The organism is Mucilaginibacter ximonensis, from assembly GCF_042686265.1.
GTDB classification, from domain to species: domain Bacteria; phylum Bacteroidota; class Bacteroidia; order Sphingobacteriales; family Sphingobacteriaceae; genus Mucilaginibacter; species Mucilaginibacter ximonensis.
In genome coordinates this window covers 365,487-377,406 of sequence record NZ_JBHUPD010000002.1, presented here as the reverse complement: position 1 = coordinate 377,406, position 11,920 = coordinate 365,487, and the positions used below count along the sequence as shown (strand labels likewise).

Below are 11,920 nucleotides of genomic sequence, written 5' to 3'. Positions count from 1 at the left end.
TGTGCATCAAATCATTCAATAATGACCACTGCACAAAACCACAAATTATATGATGTAATTATAGCCGGGGCAGGCCCCGTCGGGCTGTTTTTAGCTTGCGAACTGGCCTTAGCCAAATGCTCTGTATTAATACTGGAGAAAGCCGATGATGTAAACTCGCCATTAAAAGCACGCCCCTTCGGTATCCGCGGATTATCATCGCTTTCTATCGAGTCGCTTCACCGCCGGGGGATGTACGACGATCTGGAACTGCATAAAACTTTTAAGAACCCGCATCAACATGCTGGTGAAGGCGCTCAGCGCCAGGTAGGGCACTTTGCGGGCATCCCGCTACTCGCGGGTAATATTGACCAATCGCAATGGAAGCACCGTCTGCCAAGCTCCACTGAACCAAGTTTAATGTCTGAAATGCGCGAATTGGAAAACATTTTTACGTGCAGGGCAAAAGCGTTGGGTGTGGAGATTGGCTTTGGCTTGCCCATTACCGGTTTCGAGCAAATTGGAGATTTTGTTACTGTTCAGTCGGCCGACCAAACGTTTTGCAGCAAATGGCTGGTTGGTTGCGACGGTAGCCGCAGCGTTGTTCGCAAGCTGGGCGGCTTTGAATTTGCCGGTACAGAGCCTGAGTTTACCGGCTATACCACCATGGTTGATATTGCCGACCCTGAAAAACTGAAACCTGGCCGCAATGTCACCGGGCGGGGCATGTACCTGCAATCGCAGCCGGGTTATGTTACGATACAGGATTTTGATAGTGGCGCATTTCATAACTCCGGCCAAGACATCACACTTGAGCATGTGCAGTCGGTTCTGCGACGAATATCAGACACCGATGTTACCATTACAGCCCTACGCGCCGCCACTACCTGGACCGACCGCGCGCGTCAGGCTACAACCTACCGCAACGGCCGCGTGTTTTTAGCCGGCGATGCTGCCCACATCCATTCGCCGTTGGGCGGACAGGGCCTGAACCTGGGTTTGGGCGATGCCATGAACCTGGGCTGGAAGCTTGCCGCCACCATCCACCATAAAGCTCCTGAAGGATTACTGGATACCTATTTTGCCGAACGCTACCCGTTGGGTATGCAGGTGCTCGACTGGTCGCGCGCTCAAGTGGAGGTGATGAAGCCCAACGCATCTGCCCGCGCACTCAACGCCATTATGCGCGACTTGGCGAATACCCGCGATGGCGCTACTTATTTTGCAAGCCGGGTGTGGGGTATTTACACACATTATGATCTGGGTAACTGTCATCCGTTATCAGGCTATAGTGTGTCTAATTTTGAGTTTGAAGATGGTACCACCATTGGCGAGTTAATGCACGACGGACGCGGTGTTCTGCTTGATTTTAATGGCGATGAATCGCTCGGGAAATTGGCGGCTGAATATGGAGATCAGTTAAAGTATGTTTCAGGTCCTGCTAAAGATCAACTAGGTTTAAGCGTGCTCCTGATTCGCCCTGATGGCATCATTGCCTGGGCTAATGTGGGTAATACGAATATTAATGAGCTGAAAGCCTCGGCCAATCGCTGGTTTATTTCCTGAGCCACCTAAGCAAGTAAATTGAGCCATACGCGAAAGCATCATTGCTGCAAACACCTGCATCTTTGTATCGTTAAACATAAAAACAATTATTATGACAACGATAAAAAAAATACCGCTGGGTAAAGGCGGACCAATGGTTTCAAAATTGGGACTGGGCTGTATGCGCATGTCGCCGGTTTGGGGCCAGGGCGGTAACGACGAGCAAGAAAGTATTGCCACTATACAGGAGGCGCTCGACAAGGGCATCAACTTTTTAAATACCGGCGATTTTTATGGTGCGGGCCATAATGAGCTACTGGTAGGTAAAGCCATTAAGGGCCGCCGCGACGATGCATTTATCAGCGTAAAATTTGGGGCGATATTTCATAATGGCCAATGGCTGGGGTTGGATCTTCGCCCCGTCGCCATTAAAAATTTTATCAATTACTCACTTGTGCGTTTGGGGATAGAGACTATCGATCTGTATCAACCATGTCGCATGGACAACAGTGTGCCTATTGAAGATATTATTGGCACCGTGGCCGATTTAATTAAAGAAGGCAAGGTGCGCCATGTAGGTGTCTCCGAGATCACGGCCGACCAGCTGCGCAAAGCAAACGAGGTTTACCCGGTAAGTGCTTTAGAAATTGGCTATTCGCTGGCCGACCGCCAGGTCGAAGCCGACCTGCTGCCGACTGCCGAAGAGTTAGGAATAAGCGTAGTTGCCTTTGCCAACACTGCCGAAGGTTTATTAACCGGCGATATGAAAGCCCCATTACCTACCGGCAGCTATCTTAATCATTTCTCGCGTTTTCAGGGCGATAACCTGATCAAAAATCTGGAAAAGGTGGAAGTATTAAAACAAATGGCTGCCGATAAGGGCTACACCCCAACTCAACTGGCCATAGCTTGGGTAAACGCACAGGGCAATCATATTATGTCGCTGGTAAGCATGAGCCGCCGGTCGCGCCTGCCTGAAAATATGGCGGCAATGGATATTCAGTTTACACCCGATGAGCTAAATACGTTGAATACCGAATTTGCCCCGGGCGCTATTTTAGGTGGTACTTATTTGCAGCGGTAAACAACACGGGATAACCCGAACCCTCTCACCACCACGTCATCGCGAGCGTAGCATGGCGATCTCTGAGCGGGCGACCAGAGATCGTCACGCTCGTCCTCGCTCATCATGACGTAGCGGTTATGTTTGACTTTAATACTATTGCGGCAGCAAAGAATCTTATATCTTTACCTGGTGATTAATCCACACGAAATAATTCCGGGAGTTTTATTTAATTCATATCACGCCAGCGTGCGCAAGGATAAGGTGTGTTTTTTAGAGCACGACACCCTTGTGCTTCAGGTTTCGGGGCAGTTTGATTTTGAGTCGGCAACGCAAAAAATATCCATGCAAAAGGGTGGAATGATACTCATTGGGAAAAACCAGCTGGCGCAGCTTACCAAGACTCCTCTCGGAGGCGAAGATTACCAAACCATCATCATTTGTCTGAAAGAAGACCTGCTCAGAAGTATTGCATTAGAACAAAAGATTGAGCCGCAGGAGAAATATGCCGGGCCACGTAACGTTTTGATACCTGCGAATGATTTTTTGCATGGGTATTTCCAATCGGTAATACCTTATGTACATAACCCGGCCCAAGCCATTACTGCTGAAATGGGTATTCTGAAAGTTAAAGAAGGCGTAAAGCTATTGCTGCATACCATGCCCGAGCTGAGCCGTTTTTTATTCGATTTTTCAGAACCACATAAAATTGATCTGGAACGGTTTATGACCAGTAATTTTCATTTCAATATCCCGGTCGAAAAATTTGCCCAGCTTACAGGCCGCAGCCTGGCCGCGTTTAAACGCGACTTTCGTAAAACGTTTGGTGCGGCCCCGAGGCAGTGGTTGCAGGAAAGAAGATTAGCAGAGGCGCGGCACCTTATCGAAAAACACCAAAAGCCATCGGCAATTTATTTGGATCTGGGTTTTGAAAGTTTGTCGCATTTCTCGCACGCGTTCAAGAAAAAGTTTGGCAAAACTCCTACCGAATGGGCAGCCTGAATAAGTAATATATTTTATTCGGCAGGTATATTTCTGGCCGTATAAGGTAATTAAAAAAAGCGTGTGCAGCCTGTACACGCTTTTTTAACAAAAATTTGTGTAGTTAAATAGCTACATATATATTTGTAGTCAAATAGCTACGCGATGAATTTAAGACGAGACGTATTTCAAGCCCTTGCCGACCCCACCCGCCGGGCCATATTGACGCTGGTAACTACGCAGGCATTGACTGCAGGGGCCATCGCGGCAAATTTTGATACCGCCCGGCCAACGGTTTCCAAACATTTGCAAATACTAACCGAGTGCCAGCTACTGCAGCAGGAGCAGCAGGGCCGTGAAATTTATTATCATATTAATGCCAAAGGAATGAAAGAGGTGGCCGATTTTATCGAGCCTTTTCGCCGAATGTGGGATGACCGCTTTAACAAGCTGGAAAGCGTCATGAAACAATATCAAGCCAAAAACCAGAAATAATTTATGGAACTAAAAACCAAAGTACGTGCCGAAGACGGCCGGCAGGATCTAACCATCTCCCGAGAGTTTGATTTGCCTGTGGACTTGCTTTTTAAAGCTTATGTAGAAGCCGAGTTTTTAGAGCAATGGATGGGCACCAAAGTGCTGAAGCTGGAAAGTAAAAAACACGGCAGTTATGAGTTTGAAACACATAACCCGCAGGCGCAGATAACCTTGCGCATGAGCGGTACTATTCATGACCTGGTGGATAACCAAAAGATCATCCGCACGTTTGAGATGGCCGGAGCGCCTTACGGCGTGCAGCTGGAAGTTTATGAGTTTGAAGCTTTGACAGATGGTACCAGCAAACTGAATATGCATGTTATCTACGAGTCGGGCATGCAACGCGACCAGTTGTTGAAAATGCCATTCAGGCCAGGCATCAATATGGCGCATAATCGTTTGGAAGAAATTGTTGGTAAGCTAAAATAAAGCATCATGAACAAAGGAAAATTGATTATCTACTGGGTTGCTACCGCTTTGTTATCGGTAGGCATGTTGGGCAGTGGCATCGCACAGCTAATGCGTGCCAAAGAAATGGTAAGCATATTAACACACCTGGGCTATCCGCTTTATTTAATGTCGATATTAGGAACCTGGAAAATTTTGGGCGTTATTGCTATACTGGTGCCGGGGTTTAAACTGCTCAAAGAGTGGGCCTATGCGGGTTTGTTTTTTACGATGACAGGCGCCCTGGTGTCGCATTTAATAATGGGCGACAGCGGGAAGGCGATTATGGGCCCGGCGGCGCAAACAATTTTTATTGTACTATCCTGGTATTGTCGCCCGGCTAACCGAAAGATTGATATAGCGAAGTTGTAGAACAAACAAATTTAAGTTATGGCAGAAGGAAAAATTAATCCAAAAGCTGATTTCTTTTTCGAAAAGGAAGAACGCTGGCAAACCGAAGTTGAAAAACTGCGCCTTATTTGTTTGGATGCAGGTTTGGAAGAAGAGGTAAAATGGGGCTGCCCATGCTACATGCTTGAAGGCAAAAATATTGTGCTGATACATACTTTTAAAGCGTATTGCGCGCTATTGTTTTTTAAAGGCGCTTTGCTGACTGATACTGAAGGTATCCTGATACAACAGACAGAAAACGTGCAGGTAGGCCGCCAAATGCGTTTTACCGGAATGCATGAGCTTATCGATCGGCAAGCTGTCATCAAAGCTTATATTGTTGAAGCAATTGATGTTGAGCGAAAAGGCCTGAAGATTGAAATGAAAAAGACAACCGACTTTGCGATGCCTGACGAGTTTAAATATCGGCTTGATCATTTCCCGGCATTGAAGTCGGCTTTCGAAGCGCTTACTCCGGGCAGGCAGCGTGCTTATTTACTGCATTTTGCGCAAGCTAAACAAAGCAAAACGCGTGAGGCCCGTATTGAAAAATACATTCCGAAAATTTTGGAAGGTAAAGGAATAGACGATTAGTATATTTCGCTATTAACGCAAGCGCAGGTTTCAAACTTAGGCATTCGAATTATTCGCAATAGTCCTCGCTTTAAAACTTTTTTTATCAAATCTCTTGCAGATATCTCGATTTATTCCAAACTTTGAAATACAAAGTACTTTATAATGGAGAATAAAGACATTTACGACGACATCAGTTCCATTAAAAATATCATGGAGCGGTCGACTAAGTTTATCTCGCTGGCCGGCATGGCAGGGGTTATGGCCGGAATTTATGCGCTGATAGGCGCGGGGATAGCTTACGCTCTCATTCCTGACTACGCGGCTGCTTCTGTTGCCGGCAATGATGTTTATAACGCCACGGCAGTTGGTTTGGGTGTGGATTTAACGCTGTTTGGTGTTGCTATGGCTGTGTTAATTTTGTCGGTTGGTACAGCTATTCTTTTATCGGCCCGTAAGGCTCGTCGGCATAATCAAACCATCTGGAACCAAAGCAGCCGCACGCTAATTAACGCCGGTTTGTTGCCATTGGTAACCGGCGGCTGTTTTGCTTTTATTTTGTATATCCAACATCAATATAGTACTATTGCGCCCGCTTGCCTGGTGTTTTACGGCCTTGCTCTGGTAGCCGCCTCTAAACATACCTATGGCGACGTAAAATGGCTTGGTTTGCTTGATATTGTGTTGGGTTTGCTGTCGCTGATGCAACCGGGTTATGGCCTTTATTTCTGGGCTTTGGGTTTTGGCGTGCTCCACATTTTGTATGGCGCAATTATGTACTTTAAATACGACCGTGTTAACGCTTAATAATTTTGATAAAGCATTTGAGAACCGCATACGCTTGCAGGTAATGAGTGTGCTGGTAGCTAATGAGAGTTATGATTTTAACTCGCTTAAGGAGCTGCTGGCAACTACCGACGGTAACCTGGCATCGCATCTTAAAGCTTTGGAAAAGGAGGACTACATATCGGTGAACAAATCATTTTTGGGCCGTAAGCCTAATACTAAATATAGCGCCACATCCAAAGGAACTGCCGCCTTTAAAAAACACTTGGAAGCATTAGAAAATTTAATTAAACAACAAAAAAACTGATATTTTTTTAACTATTAACTTTGAAATTCAAAGTACTTTTAATTCAAAAACAAACATGGAAACACAAGAAAAACCAAACCAAATTACAGCCTGGCTCAGGGAGTCGGTATCGTTTAAACTGGTATTTATTGGCATGCTTACCCTGGTGCTGCTAATACCCTCGTCAATGATCAGCAGCCTCATCGCCGAGCGTGCGACGCGACGGGAGGAGGTGATCTCCAATATATCCTACAATTTTGCCGGTAAGCAACTTATTAAAGGCCCGGTGCTGGTAATACCTTACAAAGACCATATTGAAGTACCTGATGGTACCGGTAAAACCCGCATACAACCGGTTGAACGTAAGCTTTTTTTACTGCCCGAGCAGTTATCTGTCAAAGCTGGTTTAAGTACTGATGTTATTCACAAAGGCATGTTTTCGGCAGTGGTATATAAAACACAGGTTAAGCTTTCGGGAAATTTTGCCAAGGCTAACCTTCAAAACCTGGGCATAACGGCCGACCAGCTGTTGCCTGCCAAAGCCTTTGTAACTTTTAGCGTGTCTGACCTGAAAGGGCTTAAAACAAACCCAAGCCTCACTTTAGGGTCGCAAACCTTTGCAGCCGCACCATCGGCAGGGAACGAGTCTGCTTTTAGTAACGGCTTGCAGGCCCCGGCCCCCAACGCAGGCGACATAGCCAATACCAGCCTGCCTTTTAGTTGTAAGCTCGATTTGAATGGCACCGACGGACTTAGCTTTTTACAGCTGGGAAAAACTACCGACGTGGAATTGAGCGGCAATTGGGGCACCCCTAATTTTGATGGCCGTTTCTTACCAGATACACGACAGGTTAAAGACAAAAATTTCAGCGCGCGGTGGCACGTGCTTTATTACAACAGCCCTTTCCCGCAGCAATGGATTGACAGCGCCAGTGTAATGAACAACGTAGCCAAGCAGGCCGATGCCACTTTCGGCGTAAACCTGCGGCTGCCGGTTGACGATTACCAGGAAACCACCCGGGCCAATAAGTATGCGGTGTTGGTTATAGTACTTACGTTTGTATCGCTTTTTTTAACCGAGTTGATCACTAAGCGCCGCATCCACTCGTTCAATTATGTGCTGATAGGCGCTGCCATGATTATTTTTTATACATTGCTGCTTTCCTTCTCTGAACAAATTGGGTTTAACTGGGCCTACCTGGTGGCGGCTTTGGCAACAGTTAGCTTAATCACTACGTTTATCGCTTCGTTGTTAAAGAACCGGTCGGCGGCTTTTTCTTTTGCAGGAATACTTTCAGTATTCTATGGCTTTATCTATATCATTATTCAACTGGAAGATTTTGCCTTGCTGGCCGGTAGTGTGGCCTTGTTTGTGATCGTCGCCGTACTGATGTACTTTTCAAGAAAGATCAATTGGGACAGGGCGGATTATAGCGTGGAGGCGGTTTAGCATTATTGTCATGAACACTTATTTCAATTCAGAAAAATTCAGGCATGTAATGCTGTACATGAGCGTTGGTTTATATGCTGTTTCTATAATTACACCCAGTTTATTTGGTAATGCGTTTATTTCTGTAGCCGCAGTGATTTTTTTATTTACTGGGTTTATTGACCTTTTAAGCCAAGATTTTTTATTGGGAATATTTTGGCTGGCGAGCCCGCTTTTATTTATAGCGTGGTATCAGTACCGGCGAAAACCTGTATTATCCTTAATCTGCGCTGCCGGGTCTTTGATTTGCTGTTGCACTGGCTTAGTGTTTTTTATTCAATCTGGCTTTTACAATTTCACTAACGATTTAGAAATTCTATTGATCTATTTTCTTGGTTTATTCAGCATCGCAATTATGCTGGTCGCTGCAATAAACCAATATCTTACTCAACGAAAACTAGCTTTAACAAATAAAAGCCGAGAAAGTTAAAATTATCGGCTTTGCGACTAAAATTTATAATATGCGCTTTAATTTCAAGTATCTCATCGCCACTGTTATTCTGTTCCTGATTGAGCTGTTCATTGGATTTTATATGCACGATGATATTGTCCGCCCATTTGTGGGCGATCTGCTGGTCGTCATCTTCATCTATTGTTTTGTGATGAGTTTCTTTAAAATAAACAGCCTCATAACAGCGCTGGGTACGTTGTTTTTTGCTTACGCCACGGAAATCTCGCAATACTATCATCTGGTTAATATGCTGGGTTGGGGCGGTTCTAAATTTGCGCGCATCATCATGGGTACCTCCTTTTCGTGGATAGATATGCTGATGTATACTGCGGGCATTAGTTTGGTAGTTATTATAGAAACGCTGTCGGGCAAACCGGTATGCTTAGTGAGGGCTTAGATTATGGAATATTTTACAGCAGAAAATTCAATAGTCAGAAAAATATGGGGGCGGCCTGATAGCGTGCTGTTTATTTTTGCAGGGGCAGCCGCCGAGTTTGCGCTCAATAAGGCGGTCGACTGGTTGTATTTTACCGGCAAGCTTCCGGCCGACCCGCTGGGCCGGTTGTTTTCGACGGTGGTGTATTCGCGCAAAATCATTTTCTCGCCGCTGAATGATGCCTATCAATATATCGACCAGATCACGGCTATACATAAAGGTGTTGAGCAAAACCGTGGCATGCAAATTCCTGACTGGGCTTATCGCGACGTATTGTTTATGCTGATATGGTATTCCATACACGCTTATGAGGTATTATATGAAAAGCTTTCCACTGCGGAAGAAGAGGAGGTTTTTGATGTGTTTTATCGCGTAGGCAAACGCATGGGTTTAAAAGACATGCCGCTTAACTATCAGCAATGGCAGCGTGCTCACCGCGTTCATTTAGCAAACGACCTTGTTTGCAGCGAATTCACTGCCGACCTATATCGCCAATATAAGAAGCACTTAGGCGGCGCCCGGTATTTGTTATTAAAACGCGTGCAGGCTTTAATAGTGCCTGCATGCGTTAAACAAATGCTTGGGTTAAAATCGCCGGGCATATTGAGGCCCCTGTTGACGGGATACAAACTTGGCAGGCGACGGGGCATGGCACAATGGATAGTTGAACGTTTGCTGCCCGCGCAATACACACCGCAATTGCGGCAAATAAGAACTGGGTTTAGGCGCTCTATTAAACCCCTGCCTGCCCCTCCCAATGGAGGGAATCGCACGCGCCGTCCCGCCTTTTAGATATTAATGTCCGTGTCTCTCCGCCTCAGCTAAGTTGTTTTTCAGCAACTGATTATTCGGTTCAAGCGCCAGGCCTTTTTGGGCGGCGGCGATGGCATTATCCCATTGCCTAAGTTTATTATAAGAGGCGCAGATGTTATTATAAGCAGGTACAAAATTGGGTTTAAGTAGCAGCGCGTGGTTGCAGGCATTGATACAATCCTGAAATCGCCCCGCGTTGTAATACTCCAAACTCAGTGTTAAATATTTATCTGCCGCAGGCGATTTTTTTACCGCGTCAGCCTCAATGTCTAAATTACTTTTTCGGGAGATTGCCGCTTGCAGGTAGCTTTTAGTATCGGTGTTATCAGGTTCAAGTTGCAGGGTAGTTTGGGCCATGTTTTTTAGCTTGTCCCACTGCCCGGTATTTTGGTAGGCCTCCATTAATTGAGCCCGGGCAAAGGTATTGGCAGGCGACAGACTGATAGCCGTAAGCAACTTGGGTATTGCATCCCCATATTGGCCGCGGCTATTCAAAAATCGTCCATAATAACTGTAAGCATCCGGGTAATTGCTGCCATAAGCTACGCCTTGCTCAAAATAATTTTTCGCCTCCTCGTCATGCCCGGTAGCTGCTTTCAGGATACCGAGGTTAACGTAAACACTGAAATAGGTTGGCAACAGTTTACGGGCCCGCTGGTAGTAAACTTCGGCGGTAACATAATCGCCCTGAGCCATTTTGCTGAGGCCATAGTTCATCAGCCCGCGACCATTGTTCGGGCTTTTAATGGTGACGTCGTGCCATAGACTGTCCTCGTCATACCAAACCTCATTACGTTGCCAGGTGCCGTAGGCGTAGGTAGCCAATAGCAGGGCCAGTATGGTTGTAAATACTATTTTGTGGTTGGGCATATGCTGGCGTACCCAGGGAGCGCATTGCTGAGCCAATAAGGCAACGGTCCAGCTCACACTGACGAGTAACCCCACAAACGGGAAAAACATCCGGTGGTCATTTAAAACCTCGGCCAGTGGGATAATGCTTGATGTAGGCAGCAGGGCCAAAAAGAACCAGACGATGCCAAAGCTGATGGGCCTTGATATTTTCTTTTGAGAGGTAATGAAAGCAATGACGATCATCGTCAACACAAATACCATCCCTGCGGCAAAACGCCAGTCGTGTATACTTGGTAATAAGGTCCAGTCTGAGTCGGCACTGAGCTGCGTGGGTACAAAAAACATCTGGAAATAATGAGCAATGACAATAGGCTGCGTAATCAAATATTGTATCGGCGATGTCCCCCCGGGTTGCCAGGTTTTAGGCGTCATTTTATCAATGAACAAGTACATCAATCCACAGACAACAAACGCCGGTACTGATTTTAAAATGGCCCTGAACACCTGTTTATATTTTGATGGCTTGAAAACGTCCACCAAACCCAAACCTTCCTCAAAAAACAACAGGTAAACCAAAAACATCGGCGCAAACATTACTGATGGTGGTTTAGCCAAAGCGCCTACTATCACCGGCAGCAAATACAGATAATACTTACGGCATCGCACCGAATACTGATACAAAACAAAAGCCATTACCACCCCAAAAGTCGACTGAATATCGGCCCTTGCAATGACGTAATTAACGGTTTCGGCTATCGCCGGATGTAAGAGGTAAAACGTGCCGGCAATAAGCGCTATGGTAGTGTTGCGCTCGTCATCATTAACAGTAATGTTAAAAATGCGAGCCATGAATTTTACCATCAGCCAGCCCTGTGCTAAAAAAAGCAGAAAGGTAGACAAGTGGAAAAAGAAAAGGTAATAGTCATGCCCTAACCAATAATCAAAAGCTAAAGAAGTGGTAGTAACCGGCCGGTACGACTGATTTTGAGGTAGGGTACTGCTGGTGCTCCCATCCTTAAAAAACAGCGGTATATTGCCGATGTTGCGAATGTAAGCGTTATTTTGAATGGTGTGCGAGTCGTCAAAATGAAAGCCGTTTTGAAAATGGTTTGCGTAGGTGATGGCGCACAGCATCATCATCAATAAAATACCATACCGCAAAAGCTGTTTTTTCACCGCGGGAAGTTATTAAAGATTTGGGGGATTTTTTCATTTTGTCATCCTGAGCAAGGCGAAGGATCTTATTAAAGCGTATAAGATGTTTCGCTACGCTCAACATGACAGCAGAGGCA

General features: G+C 45.8%; 14 protein-coding genes. 13 read left to right on the top strand and 1 reads right to left on the bottom strand.

What is annotated here, in order from left to right; genetic code table 11:
- The first annotated feature begins 21 nt into the window (after nucleotides 1-21).
- From ACFS5N_RS09180 to ACFS5N_RS09120, 13 genes are all read left to right on the top strand, one after another.
- Nucleotides 22-1,545, top strand: a complete 1,524-nt coding sequence (locus tag ACFS5N_RS09180; RefSeq protein WP_377184523.1) for an FAD-dependent monooxygenase — start codon at nucleotides 22-24, stop codon at nucleotides 1,543-1,545.
- A 91-nt stretch (nucleotides 1,546-1,636) separates the two neighbouring features.
- Nucleotides 1,637-2,608 carry an aldo/keto reductase gene (locus ACFS5N_RS09175; RefSeq protein WP_377184521.1) on the top strand — a complete coding sequence of 324 codons (972 nt, stop codon included), beginning with the start codon at nucleotides 1,637-1,639 and terminating at the stop codon, nucleotides 2,606-2,608.
- A gap of 171 nt (nucleotides 2,609-2,779) precedes the next feature.
- Complete coding sequence (locus ACFS5N_RS09170; RefSeq protein ID WP_377184519.1) at nucleotides 2,780-3,589, top strand: helix-turn-helix domain-containing protein; 810 nt, start codon at nucleotides 2,780-2,782, stop codon at nucleotides 3,587-3,589.
- A 144-nt stretch (nucleotides 3,590-3,733) separates the two neighbouring features.
- On the top strand, nucleotides 3,734-4,063 hold the full coding sequence (locus ACFS5N_RS09165) for a metalloregulator ArsR/SmtB family transcription factor (RefSeq protein ID WP_377184517.1): 330 nt from the start codon (nucleotides 3,734-3,736) through the stop codon (nucleotides 4,061-4,063).
- Between the two features lie 3 nt (nucleotides 4,064-4,066).
- Complete coding sequence (locus tag ACFS5N_RS09160; RefSeq protein WP_377184515.1) at nucleotides 4,067-4,534, top strand: SRPBCC family protein; 468 nt, start codon at nucleotides 4,067-4,069, stop codon at nucleotides 4,532-4,534.
- A gap of 6 nt (nucleotides 4,535-4,540) precedes the next feature.
- On the top strand, nucleotides 4,541-4,924 hold the full coding sequence (locus tag ACFS5N_RS09155) for a DoxX family protein (RefSeq protein WP_377184513.1): 384 nt from the start codon (nucleotides 4,541-4,543) through the stop codon (nucleotides 4,922-4,924).
- An 18-nt stretch (nucleotides 4,925-4,942) separates the two neighbouring features.
- Nucleotides 4,943-5,536, top strand: a complete 594-nt coding sequence (locus ACFS5N_RS09150; RefSeq protein ID WP_377184511.1) for a YdeI/OmpD-associated family protein — start codon at nucleotides 4,943-4,945, stop codon at nucleotides 5,534-5,536.
- A gap of 144 nt (nucleotides 5,537-5,680) precedes the next feature.
- Nucleotides 5,681-6,322, top strand: coding sequence for a hypothetical protein (locus tag ACFS5N_RS09145; protein WP_377184509.1), 642 nt, complete (start codon nucleotides 5,681-5,683; stop codon nucleotides 6,320-6,322).
- Nucleotides 6,309-6,608: a winged helix-turn-helix domain-containing protein gene (locus ACFS5N_RS09140; protein ID WP_377184507.1), complete on the top strand. Its 300-nt coding sequence runs from the start codon at nucleotides 6,309-6,311 to the stop codon at nucleotides 6,606-6,608. Before ACFS5N_RS09145 ends, ACFS5N_RS09140 begins: the two co-directional genes overlap by 14 nt.
- A 55-nt stretch (nucleotides 6,609-6,663) precedes the next feature.
- On the top strand, nucleotides 6,664-8,037 hold the full coding sequence (gene creD, locus ACFS5N_RS09135; protein ID WP_377184505.1) for a cell envelope integrity protein CreD: 1,374 nt from the start codon (nucleotides 6,664-6,666) through the stop codon (nucleotides 8,035-8,037).
- A gap of 10 nt (nucleotides 8,038-8,047) precedes the next feature.
- Nucleotides 8,048-8,506, top strand: coding sequence for a hypothetical protein (locus ACFS5N_RS09130; protein ID WP_377184503.1), 459 nt, complete (start codon nucleotides 8,048-8,050; stop codon nucleotides 8,504-8,506).
- Nucleotides 8,507-8,537: 31 nt separating this feature from the next.
- On the top strand, nucleotides 8,538-8,924 hold the full coding sequence (locus ACFS5N_RS09125) for a ribosomal maturation YjgA family protein (protein ID WP_377184501.1): 387 nt from the start codon (nucleotides 8,538-8,540) through the stop codon (nucleotides 8,922-8,924).
- A gap of 3 nt (nucleotides 8,925-8,927) precedes the next feature.
- Nucleotides 8,928-9,755, top strand: coding sequence for an oxygenase MpaB family protein (locus tag ACFS5N_RS09120; protein WP_377184499.1), 828 nt, complete (start codon nucleotides 8,928-8,930; stop codon nucleotides 9,753-9,755).
- 3 nt (nucleotides 9,756-9,758) lie between these two features.
- Here ACFS5N_RS09120 and ACFS5N_RS09115 read toward each other — a convergent pair whose 3' ends face one another.
- Nucleotides 9,759-11,804, bottom strand: a complete 2,046-nt coding sequence (locus ACFS5N_RS09115; protein WP_377184497.1) for a tetratricopeptide repeat protein — start codon at nucleotides 11,802-11,804, stop codon at nucleotides 9,759-9,761.
- Between the last annotated feature and the right edge of the window lie 116 nt (nucleotides 11,805-11,920).

Excerpts from the sequence above, each read along its gene's own strand:
- ACFS5N_RS09130 (WP_377184503.1), top strand. The coding sequence starts at position 8,048 with ATGAACACTTATTTCAATTCAGAAAAATTCAGGCATGTAATGCTGTAC.
- ACFS5N_RS09160 (WP_377184515.1), top strand. The coding sequence starts at position 4,067 with ATGGAACTAAAAACCAAAGTACGTGCCGAAGACGGCCGGCAGGATCTA.
- ACFS5N_RS09125 (WP_377184501.1), top strand. The coding sequence starts at position 8,538 with ATGCGCTTTAATTTCAAGTATCTCATCGCCACTGTTATTCTGTTCCTG.
- ACFS5N_RS09180 (WP_377184523.1), top strand. The coding sequence starts at position 22 with ATGACCACTGCACAAAACCACAAATTATATGATGTAATTATAGCCGGG.
- ACFS5N_RS09155 (WP_377184513.1), top strand. The coding sequence starts at position 4,541 with ATGAACAAAGGAAAATTGATTATCTACTGGGTTGCTACCGCTTTGTTA.
- creD (WP_377184505.1), top strand. The coding sequence starts at position 6,664 with ATGGAAACACAAGAAAAACCAAACCAAATTACAGCCTGGCTCAGGGAG.
- ACFS5N_RS09165 (WP_377184517.1), top strand. The coding sequence starts at position 3,734 with ATGAATTTAAGACGAGACGTATTTCAAGCCCTTGCCGACCCCACCCGC.
- ACFS5N_RS09175 (WP_377184521.1), top strand. The coding sequence starts at position 1,637 with ATGACAACGATAAAAAAAATACCGCTGGGTAAAGGCGGACCAATGGTT.
- ACFS5N_RS09120 (WP_377184499.1), top strand. The coding sequence starts at position 8,928 with ATGGAATATTTTACAGCAGAAAATTCAATAGTCAGAAAAATATGGGGG.
- ACFS5N_RS09150 (WP_377184511.1), top strand. The coding sequence starts at position 4,943 with ATGGCAGAAGGAAAAATTAATCCAAAAGCTGATTTCTTTTTCGAAAAG.
- ACFS5N_RS09145 (WP_377184509.1), top strand. The coding sequence starts at position 5,681 with ATGGAGAATAAAGACATTTACGACGACATCAGTTCCATTAAAAATATC.